At 68.4% G+C, this 18,872-nt stretch carries 20 protein-coding genes; 11 read left to right on the forward strand and 9 right to left on the reverse strand.

Annotation, left to right across the window (positions count from 1 at the left end; translation table 11 throughout):
* The first annotated feature begins 33 nt into the window (after window positions 1-33).
* Both WDJ57_RS10170 and WDJ57_RS10175 read left to right on the forward strand, forming a co-directional pair.
* Window positions 34-2,907 (forward strand): bacterio-opsin activator domain-containing protein, encoded by a 2,874-nt coding sequence (locus tag WDJ57_RS10170; RefSeq protein WP_338906066.1) that lies wholly within the window; start codon window positions 34-36, stop codon window positions 2,905-2,907.
* A gap of 39 nt (window positions 2,908-2,946) precedes the next feature.
* Window positions 2,947-3,276 carry a VOC family protein gene (locus tag WDJ57_RS10175; RefSeq protein WP_338906068.1) on the forward strand — a complete coding sequence of 110 codons (330 nt, stop codon included), beginning with the start codon at window positions 2,947-2,949 and terminating at the stop codon, window positions 3,274-3,276.
* Here WDJ57_RS10175 and WDJ57_RS10180 read toward each other — a convergent pair whose 3' ends face one another.
* Window positions 3,277-3,759: a GNAT family N-acetyltransferase gene (locus WDJ57_RS10180; protein WP_338906069.1), complete on the reverse strand. Its 483-nt coding sequence runs from the start codon at window positions 3,757-3,759 to the stop codon at window positions 3,277-3,279.
* An 89-nt stretch (window positions 3,760-3,848) separates the two neighbouring features.
* Between WDJ57_RS10180 and WDJ57_RS10185 the strand changes: the two genes are divergently transcribed.
* Window positions 3,849-4,856 carry an AAA family ATPase gene (locus WDJ57_RS10185; RefSeq protein ID WP_338906070.1) on the forward strand — a complete coding sequence of 336 codons (1,008 nt, stop codon included), beginning with the start codon at window positions 3,849-3,851 and terminating at the stop codon, window positions 4,854-4,856.
* 12 nt (window positions 4,857-4,868) lie between these two features.
* Here WDJ57_RS10185 and WDJ57_RS10190 read toward each other — a convergent pair whose 3' ends face one another.
* On the reverse strand, window positions 4,869-5,327 hold the full coding sequence (locus tag WDJ57_RS10190; protein ID WP_380629444.1) for a YbhB/YbcL family Raf kinase inhibitor-like protein: 459 nt from the start codon (window positions 5,325-5,327) through the stop codon (window positions 4,869-4,871).
* Window positions 5,328-5,518: 191 nt separating this feature from the next.
* On the reverse strand, window positions 5,519-6,643 hold the full coding sequence (locus tag WDJ57_RS10195) for a site-2 protease family protein (protein ID WP_338906072.1): 1,125 nt from the start codon (window positions 6,641-6,643) through the stop codon (window positions 5,519-5,521).
* 113 nt (window positions 6,644-6,756) lie between these two features.
* Between WDJ57_RS10195 and WDJ57_RS10200 the strand changes: the two genes are divergently transcribed.
* Together WDJ57_RS10200 and WDJ57_RS10205 are read left to right on the forward strand one after the other, a co-directional pair.
* Window positions 6,757-7,068 (forward strand): 30S ribosomal protein S24e, encoded by a 312-nt coding sequence (locus tag WDJ57_RS10200; protein ID WP_338906074.1) that lies wholly within the window; start codon window positions 6,757-6,759, stop codon window positions 7,066-7,068.
* Complete coding sequence (locus tag WDJ57_RS10205) at window positions 7,068-7,202, forward strand: 30S ribosomal protein S27ae (protein WP_338906076.1); 135 nt, start codon at window positions 7,068-7,070, stop codon at window positions 7,200-7,202. Before WDJ57_RS10200 ends, WDJ57_RS10205 begins: the two co-directional genes overlap by 1 nt.
* A gap of 446 nt (window positions 7,203-7,648) precedes the next feature.
* Here the strand turns inward: WDJ57_RS10205 and WDJ57_RS10210 are convergent, their stop codons facing one another.
* Window positions 7,649-7,945 (reverse strand): hypothetical protein, encoded by a 297-nt coding sequence (locus tag WDJ57_RS10210; protein ID WP_338906077.1) that lies wholly within the window; start codon window positions 7,943-7,945, stop codon window positions 7,649-7,651.
* Between the two features lie 347 nt (window positions 7,946-8,292).
* Between WDJ57_RS10210 and WDJ57_RS10215 the strand changes: the two genes are divergently transcribed.
* The 6 genes from WDJ57_RS10215 to WDJ57_RS10240 all read left to right on the forward strand — a co-directional run bounded on the left by WDJ57_RS10215 (window position 8,293) and on the right by WDJ57_RS10240 (window position 14,490).
* The gene (locus WDJ57_RS10215; protein WP_338906079.1) at window positions 8,293-8,598 is read left to right on the forward strand and encodes a DUF433 domain-containing protein; all 306 of its coding nucleotides are present in this window, start codon (window positions 8,293-8,295) and stop codon (window positions 8,596-8,598) included.
* A gap of 2 nt (window positions 8,599-8,600) precedes the next feature.
* Complete coding sequence (locus tag WDJ57_RS10220) at window positions 8,601-8,945, forward strand: DUF5615 family PIN-like protein (RefSeq protein ID WP_338906081.1); 345 nt, start codon at window positions 8,601-8,603, stop codon at window positions 8,943-8,945.
* Between the two features lie 435 nt (window positions 8,946-9,380).
* The gene (locus WDJ57_RS10225) at window positions 9,381-11,036 is read left to right on the forward strand and encodes a bifunctional N(6)-L-threonylcarbamoyladenine synthase/serine/threonine protein kinase (RefSeq protein ID WP_338906083.1); all 1,656 of its coding nucleotides are present in this window, start codon (window positions 9,381-9,383) and stop codon (window positions 11,034-11,036) included.
* 42 nt (window positions 11,037-11,078) lie between these two features.
* Window positions 11,079-13,445, forward strand: coding sequence for a DUF2298 domain-containing protein (locus WDJ57_RS10230; RefSeq protein WP_338906084.1), 2,367 nt, complete (start codon window positions 11,079-11,081; stop codon window positions 13,443-13,445).
* Window positions 13,446-13,493: 48 nt separating this feature from the next.
* A complete protein-coding gene (locus tag WDJ57_RS10235) occupies window positions 13,494-13,769 on the forward strand; it encodes a DUF5808 domain-containing protein (RefSeq protein ID WP_338906085.1) in 276 nt (91 codons plus the stop codon).
* 43 nt (window positions 13,770-13,812) lie between these two features.
* Complete coding sequence (locus WDJ57_RS10240) at window positions 13,813-14,490, forward strand: non-canonical purine NTP pyrophosphatase (RefSeq protein WP_338906086.1); 678 nt, start codon at window positions 13,813-13,815, stop codon at window positions 14,488-14,490.
* 53 nt (window positions 14,491-14,543) lie between these two features.
* Here WDJ57_RS10240 and WDJ57_RS10245 read toward each other — a convergent pair whose 3' ends face one another.
* From WDJ57_RS10245 to WDJ57_RS10265, 5 genes are all read right to left on the reverse strand, one after another.
* Window positions 14,544-14,936 (reverse strand): DUF4260 domain-containing protein, encoded by a 393-nt coding sequence (locus tag WDJ57_RS10245; protein ID WP_338906087.1) that lies wholly within the window; start codon window positions 14,934-14,936, stop codon window positions 14,544-14,546.
* 96 nt (window positions 14,937-15,032) lie between these two features.
* Complete coding sequence (locus WDJ57_RS10250; RefSeq protein WP_338906088.1) at window positions 15,033-15,503, reverse strand: DUF7384 family protein; 471 nt, start codon at window positions 15,501-15,503, stop codon at window positions 15,033-15,035.
* Between the two features lie 278 nt (window positions 15,504-15,781).
* Window positions 15,782-16,450, reverse strand: a complete 669-nt coding sequence (locus WDJ57_RS10255) for a potassium channel family protein (protein WP_338906089.1) — start codon at window positions 16,448-16,450, stop codon at window positions 15,782-15,784.
* A gap of 86 nt (window positions 16,451-16,536) precedes the next feature.
* Window positions 16,537-17,682 carry a DUF7282 domain-containing protein gene (locus tag WDJ57_RS10260; protein ID WP_338906090.1) on the reverse strand — a complete coding sequence of 382 codons (1,146 nt, stop codon included), beginning with the start codon at window positions 17,680-17,682 and terminating at the stop codon, window positions 16,537-16,539.
* A gap of 257 nt (window positions 17,683-17,939) precedes the next feature.
* The gene (locus tag WDJ57_RS10265; protein ID WP_338906092.1) at window positions 17,940-18,803 is read right to left on the reverse strand and encodes a DUF4382 domain-containing protein; all 864 of its coding nucleotides are present in this window, start codon (window positions 18,801-18,803) and stop codon (window positions 17,940-17,942) included.
* Window positions 18,804-18,872 lie beyond the last annotated feature (69 nt).

Genomic DNA, 18,872 nt, shown 5'->3' on the forward strand with positions numbered 1-18,872 from the left:
GCAAGGGGCCGCACAATCTCACATAATTCACTCATGAGTGGGGACGTGCGGGTCGCGGTCGTCTGTAACGACGAGGGGGAGCGGGCGAGAGTCCGGGCAGCGCTCGACACAGCGACGAGTGCAGCGGTCCGGGTCGAAGCGAAAGCACGGGCCGACGCCGTCGACGGCGGGACGGACTGTCTGGTCGTGGCCGGCACAGAACCGGGTCCGGCGCGGGACGTCGACGTGCCGGTCGTCGTGTTCGGCGACGCGGACGCCGTCGAAGCGCCGGCAGCCGTCGTGTCGCGGTCGGCGGGCGTCGCGGCGCTCGCCGACAGGCTGCGGGAAGTGACGGGACGTGTCCCCGCCGACGCGCCGCGCGTGCTGGCAGACGGCGGGACCGCCAGCCCCGAGCAGTCGTCCGGGAGCGACGGGAGCGGCCTGGAGCGGCTGACGGACGGGTTCATGACGGTCGACGACGAGTGGACCGTGACCTCCCTCAACCGGGCGGGCCGGGAGATAATCGGCGAACAGGCGGAGGGGCTGGTGGGGCAGAACCTCTGGGAGGCGTTCCCCGAGGCCGTCGACACGGTGTTCGAGGAGGAGTACCGCCACGCGATGGAGAGCCAGGAGATGCGCTCGTTCGAGGAGCACTACGAGCCGCTGGACACCTGGGTCGAGATACGGGCCTACCCCTCCGAGGACGGCCTCTCGATTTTCTTCCAGGACGTGACCGAGCGCAAGCGCGCCCGCGCTGAGTTGCAGGAAAGCGAGCGGGCGCTCGAACGACTGCACACGCTGGCCGCCGACGGCAGCCTCTCGCGGCAGGAGAAGATACGCCAGATTCTGACGGTCGGGCGCGACCGCCTCGGTGTCGAAATCGGCTTTCTCACGCACATCAGCGACGGGACGCTCCGCATCGAGGAGGGCGTCGGCGACCACCCCATCGCCGAGGCGGGCGTGACCACGCCGCTGGCGAAGGCCTACTGCCGGCAGACGGTCGACGCGACCGAACCGTACGCCGTCGACGACGCCGTCGCGCAGGGGCTGGAGGACGACCCGGCCTACGAGAGTTCGGGGCTGGCGTGTTACCTCGGATCGGCAATCGAGGTCGACGGCGAGCAGTACGGGACCGTCTGCTTCGCGGACACGGAACCGCGGGGGAAGACGTTCACGGAGTCCGAGAAGACGTTCGTCGACCTGCTGACCGACTGGGTGAGCTACCTGCTCGAACAGCGCAAGTACGCCGCTGAGCGCGAGGCCCACCAGGAGCGGCTGTCGGGCATCCTGAACACCACCCAGTCGCTGATGCAGGCGCGCTCGCGCGAGGAGGTCGCCGAGGTCGCCGCCAACGCCGCCCAGGAGGTGCTCGGGTTCGACAACAACGTCGTCCACCTGTACGACGCGGCAGCGGGCACACTGGAGCCGGCCGCACAGCGGGCGGCCGCGGGCGTGGACCTCGACGAACCGCTCGTGTACGGCGTCGACGAGGGGCTGCCGGGGGCGGTCTTCGCGACGGGCGAATCCCGCGTCATCGACGACGTGACGACGGCCGACGTCGACCTTCCGGCGGGCCCGATTCAGTCCGCGATGTGCCACCCGATGGGCGTCCACGGGACCATCAGCGTCGGCGCGACCGAACCCGGGGCCTTCGACGAGACGGACGCGCAGGTGCTGGCGCTGCTGGCGACGGCGGCGGCGGCGGCCTCGACCCGTGCCAAGCGCGAGCGGGAGGTCCGCGAGGCGCGCGAACACGTCGAGACGGTGCTGGAGCGGGTCAACGGCCTCATCGAGAACACCATCGAGGTGCTGGTCCAGGCGACCACGCGCGACGAACTGGAGGCCGGCGTCGTCCGCGAACTGGCGGCCGCCGACCCGTACACGTTCGCCTGGATCGGCCGCCCCGACGTGGCGAGCGAGACGCTCACCCCCCGCGAGTGGGCCGGTGACGCGGACGTGCCGGCCGCGGACCTGGCCTTCGACCTCGACGGAGACGGTCCGGTCGCCACCGCCTACCGCGAGGGGACCACGCAGGTCATCCAGACCCTCGACGACCATCCCTCGCCGGACCAGGTCGACGTGCCGGGCGTCGAGGCCAGCATCGTCGTCCCGCTGGTGTACACCGACACCACCTACGGCGTCGTCACGGTGTTCGCCGACGAGGAGGGCGCGTTCGACGAGCGCGAGCGTGTCGTCCTCGGGGCGCTGGGCCGGGCTGTCGCCAACGCCATCAACGCGGTCGAGCGCGGCCGCATCCTCGACGCCGACCGCGTCATCGAACTTGAGTTCTCCGTCGACGACGCCGGCCTGCTGTTCAGCCGGCTCTCGCGGGCGGCGAAGTGCTCGCTGTCCTCGGCCGGGACCGACTACCGCTCGGACGGCAACCTGCAGGTGTACCTGAGCGCGGAGGGCGTCGACGGCGAGGAACTGCTCGAACTCGCCCGCGAGGACGAGGACGTCCGCGAGGCGAAGCTCATCGTCGACCACGACGACGAGTGCCTGCTGGAACTGGTCGTCGAGCAGTCGCTGGTGAGCCTGGTGACCGAACACGGGGCGGTCCCGCGCAGCGTCACCGCCGAGGACGGCGTCGCCCGCTTCACCGTCGAACTCCCCTACGAGGCGGAGGCCCGCGAACTGTTCGACCTCGTGAAGTCGCGCTATCCCAACACCGACCTCGTGGGCTACCACGAGCACGAGCGGCCGGTCGAGACCCGCCAGGAGTTCCGGGCGGCGCTGTCGGACCGCTTCACCGACCGCCAGGAGACGGCGCTGCGCACGGCGTTCCTCGGCGGCTTCTTCGAGTGGCCCCGCGGCATCGACGGCAACGAACTCGCCGAGGCGATGGACATCTCGCGGCCGACCTACCACCAGCACCTCCGGGCGGCCCAGCAGAAGGTCCTCGAAGAACTGTTCGACCCGCAGACGTAGCGGCCACACGCTTTTGTCACCGGGCGACTACCCGACCGCATGGACGGCATCGTCTTCTTCCGGACGCGACAGCACGACGAGGTGGTCGACTTCTACCGCGAGCTGGGCGCGACGGTCTGGCGCGAACAGCCCGACTGCACCATCCTCCAGGCCGGCGACTTCCGCGTTGGCTTCTGTGCCCGCGAGGCGGCCGACACCGAGGGCATCGTCACCTTCGTCTTCGAGGACCGCGCGGGCGTCGACGCCGCCTACGACGACCTGGCCGACCGCGCCGACGAGCCGCCGCGGTTCAACGAGAGATACGGGATTTACCAGTTCTTCGCCACGGACCCTGAGGGCCGGACCGTCGAGTTCCAGACGTTCGAGTGACTACAGCGGGCGGGCGACCATCTCGCCCCACGGCTCGAACCCCCAGCGGTCGTACAGGCCCGTCGCGCGTGCGTTGTCGGGGTCGACGTCGAGCACGATGCGGTCGAGCGGGAGGTCCTGCTCGCGGGCGAGTGCCAGCGCGGCCTCCAGCAGGTCGTCGGCAACGCCGGTGCCGCGGTAGTCCTCGGTGACGAAGATTTCGTTGAGGACGGCGGCGTCCCAGATGTGGGACAGCGACGCGGGGAGGACGAAGACGTAGCCGGCGGCCTCGCCGTCGCGCTCGGCGAACTGGACTGCGCGGGGCGTCTCGTCGACGCAGCGGTCCACCCAGTCGAGATAGGACCGACGGTAGTCGTCGTCGAGTTTGTCGCGGTAGGTGGCCTCCTTCGTGTCGTCGCCGGTGTCCGTCGCCAGCGCGAGTTCGAAGGCGCGCTTGAGTCGCCAGAGCGCGTCGGCGTCGGCCGGCCGGTAGGGTCGGACCATACGCCGTCCTCGAACGGAACCGGGTTAGGCGTCACGGCTCGGCAGCCGAAGAGGAACATTTGTACCCGGGGCTGTCCAACGGAGAGGTGATGGACGCGCCACTGTGGACGGAGACCCACGCCCCGGACCTCGCGGACCTGCCCCAGGCCGAGGTCCGGGACCACCTGCAGCGGGCCGTCACCGAGCCGATGAACCTCGTCGTCCACGGTCCGAAGGGGAGTGGCAAGACCGCGGCGGTGCGGGCGCTGACCCGGGAGACTCACGCCCAGCCCGACGCCGACCGCACCGAGATCAACGTCGCGGACTTCTTCGAGATGACGAAGAAGGAACTCGGCGAGGACCCCCGCTTCGGCCGCTTCATCGACGCGAAGCGCCGCCGGGAGTCCTCGAAGGCCGACCTCATCAACCACGTCCTCAAGGAGTCCGCCAGTTACTCGCCGGTCAGCGGCGACTACCGGACGCTGTTGCTGGACAACGCCGAGGGGATGCGCGAGGACTTCCAGCAGGCGCTGCGCCGCGTCATGGAGCAGTACTACGAGGCGACGCAGTTCGTCATCGCGACGCGCCAGCCCTCCTCGCTGATTCCCGCCATCCGCTCGCGGTGTTTCCCCGTCCCCGTCCGCGCGCCGACGCAGGACGAGATAGTCGGTGTGCTCCGGGACATCGTGGAGGAGGAAGCGGCCGACTACGACGACGACGGCCTGGAGTACGTCGCCGGCGCGGCCGACGGCGACCTGCGGGCCGCCATCCTCGGCGCGCAGACGACCTACGAACAGGAGGGCGAGATAACGATGAACGCCGCCTACGAGGCGCTGTCGGCCGTCGGCATCGACGAGCGCGTCGGCGAGATGCTGACCGACGCCGAGGCCGGCGAGTTCACCGACGCCCGGTCGACGCTGGACGAACTGCTCGTCGACGAGGGGTACAGCGGGACGGAGGTGCTGGAGGACGTACTCGCCGTCGCGCGCTCGCGGTACTCCGGCGCGGAACTGGCCAAAGTCCACCGCCTGGCCGGCGACATCGACATGGACCTCACCGAGGGGACCAACGACCGCCTGCACATCGCTCACCTCCTCGCCGAACTCGGCCCGGAATAGCCGCCGACAATGTTACTGCGGACTATACGTTCCCGTTAGCTGTGTCTGGCCAAGGACGTGTCCCTGCATCGCCGCCCCCACGTCCGCCTTGCTCGCCGACTGCGGCAGGTCCAGCGTGGTGTCCAGCGCGTAGAGTTTGAACCGGTAGGTGTGCGTGCCGTCCGGCGGTGCCGGCCCGCTGTACCCGCGCGACCCCGAGTCGTTCGTGCCTTCGACGGCAGATTCGGGGTTCCAGTCCTCCGGAATCTCGGTCCGCGAGGCGGGGACGTTCCAGACCAGCCAGTGCAGCCAGACCTTCCCCGCGGGTTCGACGGCGTCGGGGTCGTCGACGACGAGAACCAGCGACTCCGCGCCGCTGGGGACGTTCGCGATGGACAGCGGCGGGTTGACGTTCTCCGCGCTGGCTCCGTACTTCACCGGAATCGGCCCCCCGTCGGCGAAGGCCGGACTGGTCAGCGCGAGGTCGCCCAGTTGCGCGGCGTCGCCGGTCGCCGGGTTCCCGTCTGCGGTGCCGGTCGGGGACCCGTCGCCGGCGGTCGGGTCGTCCCCCTGACAGCCCGCCGCTGCGGCGACGGCCACGCTCGCCAGGAACGCCCGGCGCGTGGGACGGTCGGTCATGTCCGAACGTGGGCCGTCCTGGCACTAAAGCCTGTAGCCGGGTGTCAGAACGGTTCGACGTCGCGCTGGAAGCCAAGCGCCGTGCTGAAGTCCGTCTGCGAGACGAGGCCAACCACCCGGCCGTCGCGCTCGACGAGCGCGACGTTTGCCCCGGCCTGGGAGAGCTCCATCAGCGCGTCGAAGGCGCTCGTCCCCGCGTCGACGCGCGGGAGGTCGGTCGTGACCAGCGACTCGACGCGGGTCGTCTGGTAGTCGGCGCTGTCGACGGCCCGCATCGCGTCGGCGGTGATGGCTCCGACGACGGTCCCGTCGCGGTCGACCACCGGGAGGTCGCTGCGGCGCGCCGACAGCAGGCGCGGGAACAGGTGGTCCAGCGTCGCGTCAGCGGTGACGCCCTCGGTGTCGGTCACGATGTCGCCCACGGTCAACCCCTCCAGTAGGTCGCCCATCACGGCCATCCGGGATTCGGAACTGGCCGCCCCGTAGACGAAGAAGGCGACCAGAAGCAGGATGGGACTAAAAGCGAGGACACCGACGATTGCGAACAGGACGGCGAAGACCTTGCCGACGCCGGCCGCGATGCGCGTCGCGGTGCCGTAGGGTCGGGACCGCGCCAGCAGCGCACGGAGCACCCGTCCGCCGTCCATCGGGAACGCCGGCAGCAGGTTGAAAACCGTCAGGACGACGTTGGTGACGGCCAGCCAGCCGACGACGAAGATCAGAACCGGCGCAGAGGAGGGGATGACCGAAACCGCCGCGAGGCAGACGCCGGCGAAGAGGACGCTCGTCGCCGGGCCGGCGACGGCAATCCAGAATTCGCGGTTCCACTCCTTGGGGAACTCCGAGAGGCGGGCCAGGCCGCCGAGAATCCACAGCGTGATGGACTCGACCTCGATACCGTAGCGCATCGCCACGTAGGCGTGGCCCAGTTCGTGGACGGCGACGCTGAGGAACAGACCGAGGGCGGCGAGGATGCCGACGGTCCAGCGCTGGCCGGCGAGCGCGGCGGCATCGATGGAGACGGGCGCGATACTTTCGATGAGGTCGGCGTAGAAGGCGATCTGTGCACCGCTGCCGATGAGCCAGGCGAGAATCGGGACGAAGATGAGCAACGAGGCGCTGACGCGGATAGGGATGCCCCAGATGCGGCCGAGCGTGAAACTGCGCATTATCCTGTCTAGGTTCGGGACGGTTGTTATAGGTACGGTCGAGAAGACGGCGCGACTGAGGCGGTCCGGCCTTCGAAATGCTTTTACGCGCCTCAGCGGGAAGATACAGCAACATGGATATCGATATCATCGACGAAGACGAGAACCCGATGTTGCACCGGACGGACGTCCGGTTCGAGGTGACCCACGAGGAAGCGACCCCCTCCCGACTCTCCGTGCGCGACTCGCTGGCGGCCATGCTCAACAAGGACGCCGAGGAAGTCGTCATCCGCAAACTCGACACGAAGTTCGGCATGCGCAAGACGGTCGGCCACGCGAAGGTCTACGAGACCCCCGAACACGCCCAGGACGTCGAGCAGGACCACATGCTCGAACGCAACAAAATCGTCGTCGACGGCGACGCCGAAGAGGGGGAGGAGGCATAATGCCCCGCTACGAACTCTACGGCGAGGACGGCACCACCGACCGCGAGCAGTGCCCCCGGTGTGGCGACGCGTTCCTGGCCCAGCACGAGGACCGCAAGCACTGCGGCAAGTGCGGCTACACCGAGTGGGAGTAAGTTACCCACCACTTTTTGCTGTCGTTCGAGAGAGCGAAGCTCTCTCGTGATGTCGTCAGATTCCAACGGAATCTGACTGCAAGCGGGAAATCCGTGATTTCCCGCAATGACGAAAGAGCGCGCCGCGCTCTTTCGAACCACGTCGGGTCTCGGGCGCGCCTGCTCACGGCTGCGCCGTTCGCAATTCGAGACGCTCCCGGTGGTCGCGTCTCGCTTTCGGCGCGTGCGGCCCCCCTCCTCGAAAAAACGTGGGAAAAACACCGCGGGAGCTTCGCTCCCGCGAGCCCACGCTCGCTGTGCTCGCGTGGAGGCTCCTCGCGCTCTATAGAGTGCTCGCAGTACTACCTAGTTTACTCACCGCAACCGCTACCGCACAGCGGCAGCCCTGCCCTTCCCCGGCGTCTCGCGGCCATTGTGACTGTTCAAATAAGCGTGCCAATTGACCGTCAGTCGATAGTGACGTGCTGACAGTTAGCCTCCAATCGAATAGTCGGTATTCCGTCTGAGTCGTGTTCAATCCACAGCTCGGTCCCTGCCCAGTTCTCGCCGTCGCAGGGGAGTGCTGGGTGGTCGGACCCAGGCCAGTCGTGTTCGAATCGAGTCTCGTCGACAGTCACGATAATCGTCTCCGGCTCGGTCGATTCCGGGAACGTCGCATCCTCATCTGCTTCGTTGCTGTCTGAGAGGTGATACTCTTTTTCGAACAGTACCTCGCCATCTGTGGCTTTGATCGTGACGGTCACATCGTGAGTCTTCGTTCGGTCTCCGAGATACACTGACACTGTGTGGGCAGGGCGGCCCGAAGAACCAAGAACTGTACAACCACTGGTGGCGGCTATTGCTGCACTCGAACTGGCAAGGAACGTCCGTCGATTCATAGAGGGCACGAACTCACTAGCGAGTCCTGTCTGTATAAAATTCACTCCTCTCGACACATGTCTCGTCTGTACTGAGCAGCCGCGCGAGCAGGGCGAGACCGAAGGTCTCGCTGGCCGTGCGGCGCGCCCGAACGCGCGCCGCAGACGAAGCGAGCGCGGCTGACTGCCCGTACCGGCAAAGACTGAAGGCCACTGCAATGGTATTCTACTCTATGTCGAAGCAGGTGAACACCGTCGTCTCAGGTGACGAGTCGGAGATCCACGACGAGCCCCACATTCGTGACCGGCGAATCACCGTGAGCCACATCCACGCGCTGGTCGAAGAGCGCGGCCTCGACGCGCAGACGGTTGCGGACCGCTTTGACCTCACCGCCTCGGAAGTCTATCACGCACTGGCGTACTATCACGACCACCCCGAAGAGATGCGGGCGGTCGAACAGCGCCGTCGAGAGCTTCACGAAGCCGCAGACGAAGACCCGAGAATCATCACCGGCCCCGAGGATCTGCCGGAATCGTAGTCATGCGGGTGTCGTTTCTGCTTGACGAGAACATCGCGGCTCCGCTGGCTGACAAACTCGACAAAGCAGGCCACGACGTAGAGCGTGTCGTCGACGTGAGCGAGTTGGGCGAAGGCATCGACGACACCGCGATTTGCCGGTACGCCGCCCAAGAGGGCCGTCTCATCGTCACCAGCGACGACGACTTCGTCCAGATGCCGGCCGACTCACACAGTGGCGTATTCTACGTCGCTGACCAGTCGCTTCCATCGCACGAACTCTACCACATCATTCAGCGAGTTATCGAAGCGTTCCCCAATCGAGAGGCGATGGATACAGTGACGTACATTACTACCGACTGGCTGTGATTTAGGAGTAAAGCGAGTGGGAGGTGGGTCATCTGTACTGGTCGATTCGAGTCAGTAAAATCGTGTGTCGAACTGGTAACCGATACGTACTCTGTACTGAGCAGCCGCGCGAGCAGGGCGAGACCGAAGGTCTCGCTGGCCGTGCGGCGCGCCCGAACGCGCGCCGCAGACGAAGCGAGCGCGGTTCACTGAATCGAGGCCGAAGCCCGAGATTCAGCCCTTTTCACCACCGAAAGACTCGCGTCGCTCACGGTTACACCGTTCGCGTATCCGAGACGCTCCCTGCGGTCGCGTCTCGCTTTGCTCGTCTTTCGAGCATTCGTTCGCATCGCTCACGAATACCACGTTTTTGCGGTGAGCGGTGCGCGAAGCGCACCCGACGATGAAGAAGGTGGAACCGAAGTCGTCTTTTCACTCCCCGACTGACCAGCGGACATGACCGACAGCAGTCCACGGCGCGTCCTCGGCATCGAGGGGACAGCGTGGGCTGCGAGCGCCGCCATCTACGACGTGGCCGCCGACGAGGTCACCATCGAGACGGAGGCCTACCAGCCAGATAGTGGCGGCATCCACCCTCGCGAGGCCGCCGAGCACATGGCCGACCACGTCCCCCAGGTGGTCGAGCGCGCACTCGACAGCGCCGAGGGGCCGGTCGACTGCGTGGCGTTCTCTCGCGGCCCTGGACTCGGCCCTTGTCTACGCATCGCCGGCACCGCAGCGCGGGCCGTCGCACAGCGTCTGGACGTGCCGCTGGTCGGCGTCAACCACATGGTCGCCCACCTGGAAATCGGCCGCCACCTGTCGGGCTTCGACTCGCCGGTCTGTCTCAACGCCAGCGGCGCGAACGCGCACGTCCTGGGCTATCGCAACGGCCGCTACCGCGTGCTCGGGGAGACGATGGACACCGGCGTCGGCAACGCCATCGACAAGTTCACGCGCCACCTCGGCTGGTCCCACCCCGGCGGCCCGAAGGTCGAGGAAGCCGCAGCGGACGGCGCGTACATCGACCTGCCCTACGTCGTCAAGGGGATGGACTTCTCCTTCTCGGGCATCATGAGCGCCGCCAAGCAGGCGTTCGACGATGGGGAGGCAGTGGAGGACATCTGTTTCTCGTTGCAGGAGAACATCTTCGCGATGCTGACCGAGGTGAGCGAACGCGCGCTGTCGCTGACCGGCAACGACGAACTCGTCCTCGGCGGCGGCGTCGGCCAGAACGCCCGCCTCCGGGAGATGCTGGCGGAGATGTGCGACCAGCGCGGGGCCGACTTCTACGCGCCGGCAGGTCGCTTCCTGCGTGACAACGCCGGCATGATTGCGGTGCTGGGCGCGAAGATGTGCGCCGCCGGCGACACGCTCGCCATCGAGGCGTCGGGCATCGACTCGAACTTCCGGCCGGACCAGGTGCCGGTAACGTGGAGGGGGCGGGAGCAAGTCACGGCTCCCGCCGGAGGGCGAGCGGCGAAGCCGCGAGGAGACGACGAGTCTGTCGCCCGCCAGGACCGCCCCGGTGCGGACGTCCAGGGTGCCGAGGCGACGGTTTCCTTCGAGGGCGATAGAGTCCTGAAGGAGCGCCGTCCGCGGAGCTACCGACATCCGACGCTGGACGAGCGGCTTCGTCGCGAGCGCACGCGCGAGGAGACGCGACTGACAAGCGAGGCGCGGCGGGCCGGCGTGTCGACGCCGGTCATCCGCGACGTGGACGCGCGGGAGACGCGCATCGCGTTCCAGCGCGTCGGCGACTGCGACCTGCGGGAGGCGCTGACCGAGGCGAACGTCCGCCGCGTCGCCGAGCAGTTGGCGACCATCCACGACGCCGGCTTCGTTCACGGTGACCCGACGACGCGCAACGTCAGGGTGGCGACGGACAGCGACGGCCCGACGGTCTTCCTCATCGACTTCGGGCTGGGCTACTACACCCGCCACGCCGAGGACCACGCGATGGACCTCCACGTCCTCGCCCAGAGCCTCGCCGGCACCGCCGACGACGCCGACCGGCTCATCGGGGCGGCGAAAGAGACGTACCGCGACGTCGGTGACCCGGCAGTGCTGGAACGGCTGTCGGACATCGAGGGGCGCGGGCGCTACCAGTAGCGACGGAAACCTTCTAGTCGGACGCCCCCGGACGGAAGGGCAATGGAGTGGCTCCTCGTCGTCCGGTGGCTGCTGGTCCTCGGCGTCCTGACGGCCGTCGGCGCGCCGCTTTCGGCGTGGCTGTTCCCGCGACTCCCGCGCCGGGGAGCCGCCTTCTCGCTGCCGGTGACGCTGCTCGTCGTCGCACTCGTCACCTTCCTCGTCGGCCAGGTGACCTTCGGCGTCCACACCGTCCTGGCCGGCGTGGTGGTGGCGGCGGTGGCGAGCGCCGTCGCGTACCGCCAGGGCGCGCGTCCGGAGTGGAAATCCGTCGGGCGGCTGTTCCTCGTCTTCGCCGCGGGCTTTCTGGTGCTCGTCGCCTTCCGCGGCGTAGGGCCGACGATAACGCCGGTCGCCGGCGAGCAGTTCCTGCACTTCGGACTGGCGAAGACGCTGACGCGGACCGCGGCGCTCCCCCCGGAGGACTTCTGGTTCGCCGGCGAACCGCTGCGGTACTACTACGGGTCCCAGATGCAGGTGACCGGGCTCTCGCTGCTGACGGGGACGCCGCTGCGGTACGGCTTCAACCTCGGTATCGCGACGTTCTACGGCGTGCTGGTCGTCAGCGCCTACGGGCTCGGCGGCGCGGTGGTCGCCGCGGCCGGGCGCTCGTACCGGCTGGGCGGCCTGCTGGCGGCCCTCTTCGCGGCCGTCGGCGGCGCGCTGACGACGACGGTCCGCCTCCTGTTCGGCCTCCTCCCGGACGACGTGGCCGTCGAGTACGGGCACGCAGTCTTCGGCTTCGCCGCCCAGCGCAGCGGCCGGACCTACCCCGAGATGGTTGCGACGATGGGCACGCCGGACACGTGGTTCTGGTGGTACACCCGCTACGTCGTGCCGGGGACGCTCCAGGAGGTGCCGCTGTACTCCTTCGTGAAGGGTGACCTCCACGGCCACGCGCTGTCGACGGGCTACGTCGTCGTCGCGGCGGCGCTGGCCTTCAGCTACTACCGGCTGCCCGCCGAGCGCCGGGGCCGACGGCTGGCCGTCCTGCTGGGCGGCCTGGGCGGCGTCGCCGGCGTCTTCGGCTTCATGAACACCTGGTCGCTCCCCACGGCGGTCGGGCTGGCGTGGCTCGCGGTGGCGACGGCCGACGCCCACCCGTCGACGCTGCTCCCGGGAACGGCCGGCGAGCGACTGCGCGGCCCCGACGCCGAGAGGGGTCTCGGCCGCGTCGGCGCGGAACTCTGGCGTGCCGTCCTGGCCGTGGTCCCCGCGCTGCTGGTCGGCGCAATCGGCGTCGCCATCGCGTCGCCGTTCCTCCTGTCCGGGCTCGTCCCGGAGAACGGCGGCGTCGGGCTCTTTCCGCCGCGCTCGCCGCTGGCGGAGTTCCTGGTCGTCTACGGCGGTCTCGTCGCGCTGTTCGCCGGCTACGTCGCCTATCGGGGGTGGCCGGCCATCCGCACCGTCGACCGCCGAACCGCGATTACCCTGGCAGGAGTCGGGGTCCTCGCGCTCGGCGCAGCGGGACTGGCGTCGGCGACGGTGCTGGCGCTGACCGCCGTGCTCGTGGTGGCGGCGTGGTGGCTCGTCCGGACCGGGCGTGCTGGCTTCGAGGCGGTCCTGCTCGCGGCCGGCGTGGGACTGTTGCTCTCGATGGAGGTCCTGTTCGCAAAGGTGGCTCCCTGGCCGGACGGCTACGCGCGGTGGAACACCTCGCTGAAAGTGGCGGTACAGGGATGGACGCTCGCGGCCGTCGCCGCCGGCGGCGCGAGCGCGATATTGCTCGCCGACGCCAGGGAAGTGCTCGCGGCGGCCCGGGAAGACGGCGGCGAGAACCGGGCGGCGACGACCGACGGCGGGAGTGGGCGGCCGACCAGGACGGTGCTGGCCGGGGCGCTCGTCCTCGCCGTGGTGCTTGGGAGTGCGACGTTCCCGGCGATGACGACGGGGCAGGAACTCGGGGGAGCAATCGCGGACGGGCAAGCGCTGAGCGTCGACGGGCTGGCCGGGCACGAGGAGTGGCACCCGGAGGAGTTGGCTGCGCTGCAGTGGCTCGACGACAGACAGGGCCGACCGACCGTCGTCGAAGCGCCGGGACGGGCCTACCAGTGGACCAGCAGGGCGGCGACGACCACCGGACTGCCCGCGCTGGTCGGCTGGACGCACCACCAGGAGAACTACCGGCCGGACGAGCGCGTCGCCGCCCGGGTGGCGGCCGCCGAGCGCATCTACACCGGGAACCGGTCCGCAGCGGCGGCGACCCTGGCCGCGTACGGCGTCGACTTCGTCTACGTCGGGCCGGTCGAGCGCGAGCGCTACGGCGGCGCACTCGGCTCGTTCGGGGACCGGGAGTGGCAGTCTGTCGCCTTCGAGAACAGTGCGGTCACGGTCTATCGGGTCGACCAGCGCGCCCTGCCCGACCGGTAGCGGGCGCGTGGGGAAACCATCATTACACCCCGGAGCGTATACTGTCGTATGGCAGACAGACCGTCCTCCGGAGAGATTCTCGGCATCCCGTACAACTTCGAGAGACCAAGCTTCCGGCGACTCCTCTCGTCGTACTGGCAACCCGGGAAGGGGATGCTCGTCGAGAAACCCTTCGGCATCGGCTACACGCTGAATCTCGCGAACTGGCGCTCGTGGATCGTCGTCGCGCTCGTCGGCGGCCTGCTCTACCAGGAGCGGCGGGGCAGCCGCGAACCCGAGGAGTCCGACGAGGACGAGGAACCGGTCGAAGTCATCGTCGACTGAGCGGAACCGACGCCTCTTTTCGTTCGCCACGCCCAGCGGGCGTATGCTCACCTTCGTCACGACCAACCCCGGGAAGGTCCACGAGGCCGAGGAGTACCTCGACGACCCCATCCAGCAACTCGACTTCGACTACCCCGAGGTCCAGGCCGACGACCTCGCGACCGTCGCCGCCCACGGCGCACGCGCGGCGTACCGTCACGCCGGCGAACCCGTCATCGTCGACGACTCCGGGCTGACCATCGACGCCCTCGGGGGCTTCCCCGGCCCCTACTCCTCCTACGTCGAGGACCGCCTCGGCATCGAGCGGGTCTGGGAACTCACGAAACAAGAGGACGACCGCAGTGCCGCCTTCCGGGGTGTCGTCGCCTACTGCGACGGGGAGGACTTCGCCGCGACGCCGGAACCGGTCGACCGTGGCGAGGCAGACGAGTCCCGGTCCGAGCGCCGCGGCCAGGACCTCGGGGCCGACGAACGCGCCAGCGCCACCATCGACGCGCAGGTCGCGGGCGGCGACGGGACGATTCCAGTGAAGCTGTTCGAGGGCGTCGTCCCGGGGGAAATCGTGGCCCCGCGCGGGGACGGCGGCTTCGGCTTCGACCCCATCTTCGAGTACGACGGGCGGACGTTCGCGGAGATGGACACCGACGAGAAGAACGCCATCTCCCACCGCGGGCGGGCGCTGGCGAAGTTCGCGGAGTGGTTCGCGAACATCGAGCGGTAGGCAGCAGGGACGGAACCGCGACGGTCACCGGTCTTCGGGACGGACCGGCGGGTTCAGTCGGCCGTGCTGGTGACCTCGTCGGACGCGTCGGGCCGTCGGGGAGCGGAGAGGTGCGTATCCTTGAAATCGGTCTCGTACTTCAGGCCGTAGCCGACCAGGCGGTCCGCGCCGATGTGGGCCGTCCACACCGCCGCGACGAGCACGGCGAGTGTGGTACCAGTCCAGACGCCTGCGCCGGCGAGCGCGAGCGGGAGCGTGTACGTGTGAAACAGGTTGTAAATGCGACTCCCCAGTGCCGGTCCGGCGAGGTAGCCGGCCATCGAGAGGTCCGGGGCCAACGCCAGGACCGCGAGCAGCCAGAACGGGCCGTCCAGCGAAAGGTACACCGCGAGCGCGCCGGCGAACACCGCCAGCCCCTCGATTCGAAGCGTCGTCCGTGGGTTCATGGGTATTGTACGCGGGCCGCCGACAAAGTGTTACTGTGGCAACATCTGTGACGGCGGAGCGGCCCGCGATCGCCCGCGTCGGCGCGGCGCCGGCGGTCACCCGCGCGGGTCGTGGTCCGGGCCGGGGTAGGCGTCGTCGTGGGTCGCCTCGTAGAGCGCTTCCGCGTCGAACAGGCGCGCGAAGGCGTCGGGCGTGCGGATACTGAGTTGCATGTGGGCCTGCAGCGAGAGGTTCGCGCCGGCGCTGCCCAGGCCCTCGTCGAAGGTCAGCAGGTGGGCGGCCCCGCCGCGATAGGCCGAGGCGAGGCCGGGGTGGTCGCCGTCGGGGTGGTCGACGGCCTCACGTTCGCGCTCGACGCGCTCGCGCCAGTCGGCGGCCAGCGTCGGGTCGGCGAGGTCCGCGACGACCGCCTCCGCGTCGGCCAGCAGCGCGTCGCTGGCGACCAGCGTGACCCACGAGTGCGCGCGGACGTGGTCGAGCGCCTCGCGGGCGGGGCCGCCGACCAGCAGGTCCGCGGCCAGCACGTCGGCATCGGCGACGACGCGGGTCGGGTCGGCCTCAGGCATCGTCGCTCCGGCGGGCGGCCAGGCGGTCGCGTATCTGCTCGACGGTCGTGTCGCCGCGTGCCCGCTCGAAGAGGGCGGCCCAGGTCATGTCCGAACGTCGTCGCCGGACGGCAAAAAACCGCCCGTCGGCGCGGGCGTCGGCCGTCCGTCTGACGGGTGTTTAAGTGACAGCGTGGACCTCTGGTACGTGGGCGCGCAGGACAGACGGCCTCACACTTCCCATCCTCCCACGGCGCGCCCGGATACTTGCTGGACCCACCCTCTCCCTTTCGCGCTCCTCACGCCGCCGCTGATTCGCCCCGGAGCTGTGCGCGGACCTCCGAGAGGACGTCCGGGTCCGCCATGACGGCGATGGTGTCGCCGGCCTCGATTCGGGTCTGTGGGAGCGGCACGGTCATGGACTCGTCGTCGCGACCGTGGGCGTAGATGCGGGTTTCGCCGGGGAGGTCCAGTTCGACCACGCGCTGGCCGATGACGGGGGACTCGTCGGGGATGGCGACGCTTGCGACCGAGAGCGCCTCCGTGAGGTCCGCGAGGACGTTGAAATCGCCGCCCAGCAGCGCCGTCTTCGCGCCGGCGGCACCGACCCGCTCGGGGTAGATTATCTCGTCGGCGTCCTCCGCGTACTTCTCGTAGACGTCGTCGCTGACCTCCTCGCTGATACGCAGGACGGTCCGGCAGCCGTGTGCGTTACCGACGACACAGACCGAGTAGTTCGTGTTGATATCGCCCGTCAGTCCCGCAATCGACGCGGCGTCTGCGAGGCCAGCGCGTTCGAGCACGTCCTCGTCGTTGGCGTCGCCCTGGACGACGGTGAACCCCTCGTTGCGTGCACGGTCGATTTTCGCGCCGTCCCTGTCGACGACGACGACGTCGTGGCCCTCACTCCGGAGAATCCGCGCGGTGCGCATGCCGACGCGACCGAACCCGACGATGATGAACTTCATGCTGTGTGGTATGTACCCACACGATAAAATAGTACGCCCCGCCGAGAGACGGAGCAACCGACCGGACGGAGAGGCGGAGTGTGCGGTTACGTGCCGGTCTCGGTTTCCTCCTCACCGAACGGTGTTTCGGTGGCGGTCGCACCCTCCGTGGCGGTGTCCTCGGGTGTCTCCTCGCCGGTCACGGTCCCAGTCGGCGTCTCCTCGCCGGTCACCGTCTCGGTCGGCGTCTCACCCTCCGTTGCGGTGTCTTCGGGCGTCGCTTCCTCGGTCACGTTCTCCTCCGGCGTCTCGCCAACTGTGACGTTGTCTTCCGGCGTCGCTTCCTCGGTCACATTGTCTTCCGGCGTCTCGCCGACCGTAACGTTCTCCTCGGGCGTCGCTTCCTCGGTCACCGGTTCGCCCGGCAGGGCGATAGTCACGTTGGCCGGGTCGACGAACGGGAGGCTGTCGACGAGGTACGGGCCGTCCTCCAGTCCACCCGTGGCGACGAAGTCGTAGGTCTCGTTGTCGTTGGTGTCGAGGTGTGGCATCGCCAGGAGCGTCTCGCCGTCGAGCAGCGAGGTGTCGTTGTACGTGGCACCGGGAACCTCGAACAGGGAGATAGTGACGTTCTCGGTGGTCCCGGGTTCGAGGTACTCGGAGGAGCCGATGACGCTGTCGACGACGACTCCCTCCAGGAGACGCTCGTCGTGGATGGCGACGAAGCCACCCTCCGGGAGCGTCACGTTCTGGACGGTGACCGTCGCCCCGGTCGTGGACTGGTTCTCGAACGTCACCGAGAGGTTGCTGTCAGTGACGTTGCCGAACGCCAAGCCTGCAGCGGTGATTCGCTCGGCGAGCGTCGGTTCCTCGGTCACGTTCGCTTCCGGTGTCTCAGCTTCCGTGACGTTGTCCTCCGGCGTCGCCTCCTCGGTCACATTGTCTTCCGGCGTCGCCTCCTCAGTCACGTTGTCCTCCGGCGTCTCGCCAATCGTGACGTTGTCTTCCGGCGTCTCTTCCTCGGTCAGATTGTCCTCCGGGGTTTCGTCAGTCGTGACGTTGTCGTCTTCCTCGGGCGTCTCTGTCTGGTTATCTGGTGTGTCGGTCTGGTTGTCTGGTGTTTCGACCTGTGCCGGCGTACTCGACGTAGCGTCCTGCTGTGGCGGCGCGAGTGCGCCGGCCGCCAGCGGAACGGCTGCTGTCGCCACCACAGCCAGGGTGACGACGAGTACTGCTGTTGGTCTTTTCCTCATAAGGCAGGCGTTGGTAACGGGAATGGCGGGATTAACCGTCTCGACGGTTCAGAGCGGAATAGAGAGCCCAAACCGGCCGAACCGTCCCGTTACTCCCCGGACCCAGTCGGTAACCCGGGCGTGTCGAGCGCCGAGTGGAGTAATGGGCGGTTTCAGTCGCGTGACGGCAGCCCCGAACGCCGGTTGCTGCGCATATCTCCGGGTAAGCCTACGTTAGTGCAACTCAGCCGCAGGATACCCGGAAGCGACTGCGAGTCTCAGTTCCCGGGCTCGTCCGGCGGACCGGCGTCGCTGCCGTTTGGCGGTCCCTCCCCGGCCTCATCGTCCGCCCCGGCCCCGTCCTCTCCCGAGTCCCGGTCGTCACTCTCTGCTGCCGTCTCCGACTCGTCACCGTCCGATTCCGCGCCTTCGTCGACGGCCGTCACGGGTCTGTCGGGACCGGACTCGCTGATGACGGGCTTGAGGATGTACTTCCCGCTCTTGCCGGCCTCGAAGACGGAGATGTCGTAGACGAACTGGACCGTGCCGTTCGGTTCGAGCGCGAAACCCCTGGTGAGCTGGAGCTTGTTGCTCGGCAGTTTCACGTCGACGCTGGAGCCGTCCTGCAGCGTCGCGTCGACAGACTGGACGTAGACGAAGACCTTCGTGTAGTTGCCGGCGGGGATCTCCGGCGTCCCGACGAGGGTGGCGTTGTCGCCTTTCAGTCGCGTCAGGTCGACCGTCCGGTCGTTCACCTCGCGCGTAATCTCGCCGCCGGAGTCGCGCGCCACCTCCCCGTCGCCCTCTGCTTCGTCCGCCTCAGCGTCCTCGTCTTCCGTCGCAGTGGCCGTCGCAGTTCCGTTCGGCGTCGCAGTGGCAGTCCCCGTCGGCGTCGCGGTCACTTGGGCATCGTCGTCGGCCCGGTAGAAGCCGATGCGGTCTATCGTCACGTTCAGGTGGCGGAAGTCGTCGATTCGACTCGGCTTGTCGCTGACGTAGAACTCGACCGTGCCGGTCGCGTCGCCGGTCGGACCGGCCTCGCCGTCGGCTGGCGAGCCGTCGCCGCCCGTCGATGCACCGCCACAGCCGGCGAGCACGAGCATGGCCGCGGCGAGTACAGTAAGCAGTGCCTGTCGTCGCATACGCGGCCCGAGGGAGCCGAGAGTGATAACGCCGCTGGCCGATTCTGTGGGGAGACAAAAGGATTCTGG

The sequence above is a fragment of the Salinibaculum sp. SYNS191 genome (assembly GCF_037338445.1).
GTDB lineage: Archaea > Halobacteriota > Halobacteria > Halobacteriales > Haloarculaceae > Salinibaculum > Salinibaculum marinum.

Bases quoted from the DNA above. Each gene is read 5' to 3' on its own strand.
- WDJ57_RS10215 (WP_338906079.1), top strand. From the start codon at position 8,293: ATGTCGAAGCAGGTGAACACCGTCGTCTCAGGTGACGAGTCGGAGATC.
- WDJ57_RS10250 (WP_338906088.1), bottom strand. From the start codon at position 15,503: ATGCCTGAGGCCGACCCGACCCGCGTCGTCGCCGATGCCGACGTGCTG.
- WDJ57_RS10175 (WP_338906068.1), top strand. From the start codon at position 2,947: ATGGACGGCATCGTCTTCTTCCGGACGCGACAGCACGACGAGGTGGTC.
- WDJ57_RS10170 (WP_338906066.1), top strand. From the start codon at position 34: ATGAGTGGGGACGTGCGGGTCGCGGTCGTCTGTAACGACGAGGGGGAG.
- WDJ57_RS10265 (WP_338906092.1), bottom strand. From the start codon at position 18,803: ATGCGACGACAGGCACTGCTTACTGTACTCGCCGCGGCCATGCTCGTG.
- WDJ57_RS10195 (WP_338906072.1), bottom strand. From the start codon at position 6,643: ATGCGCAGTTTCACGCTCGGCCGCATCTGGGGCATCCCTATCCGCGTC.
- WDJ57_RS10205 (WP_338906076.1), top strand. From the start codon at position 7,068: ATGCCCCGCTACGAACTCTACGGCGAGGACGGCACCACCGACCGCGAG.
- WDJ57_RS10235 (WP_338906085.1), top strand. From the start codon at position 13,494: ATGGCAGACAGACCGTCCTCCGGAGAGATTCTCGGCATCCCGTACAAC.
- WDJ57_RS10185 (WP_338906070.1), top strand. From the start codon at position 3,849: ATGGACGCGCCACTGTGGACGGAGACCCACGCCCCGGACCTCGCGGAC.
- WDJ57_RS10255 (WP_338906089.1), bottom strand. From the start codon at position 16,450: ATGAAGTTCATCATCGTCGGGTTCGGTCGCGTCGGCATGCGCACCGCG.
- WDJ57_RS10245 (WP_338906087.1), bottom strand. From the start codon at position 14,936: ATGAACCCACGGACGACGCTTCGAATCGAGGGGCTGGCGGTGTTCGCC.
- WDJ57_RS10230 (WP_338906084.1), top strand. From the start codon at position 11,079: ATGGAGTGGCTCCTCGTCGTCCGGTGGCTGCTGGTCCTCGGCGTCCTG.
- WDJ57_RS10260 (WP_338906090.1), bottom strand. From the start codon at position 17,682: ATGAGGAAAAGACCAACAGCAGTACTCGTCGTCACCCTGGCTGTGGTG.
- WDJ57_RS10225 (WP_338906083.1), top strand. From the start codon at position 9,381: ATGACCGACAGCAGTCCACGGCGCGTCCTCGGCATCGAGGGGACAGCG.
- WDJ57_RS10220 (WP_338906081.1), top strand. From the start codon at position 8,601: ATGCGGGTGTCGTTTCTGCTTGACGAGAACATCGCGGCTCCGCTGGCT.
- WDJ57_RS10180 (WP_338906069.1), bottom strand. From the start codon at position 3,759: ATGGTCCGACCCTACCGGCCGGCCGACGCCGACGCGCTCTGGCGACTC.
- WDJ57_RS10200 (WP_338906074.1), top strand. From the start codon at position 6,757: ATGGATATCGATATCATCGACGAAGACGAGAACCCGATGTTGCACCGG.
- WDJ57_RS10240 (WP_338906086.1), top strand. From the start codon at position 13,813: ATGCTCACCTTCGTCACGACCAACCCCGGGAAGGTCCACGAGGCCGAG.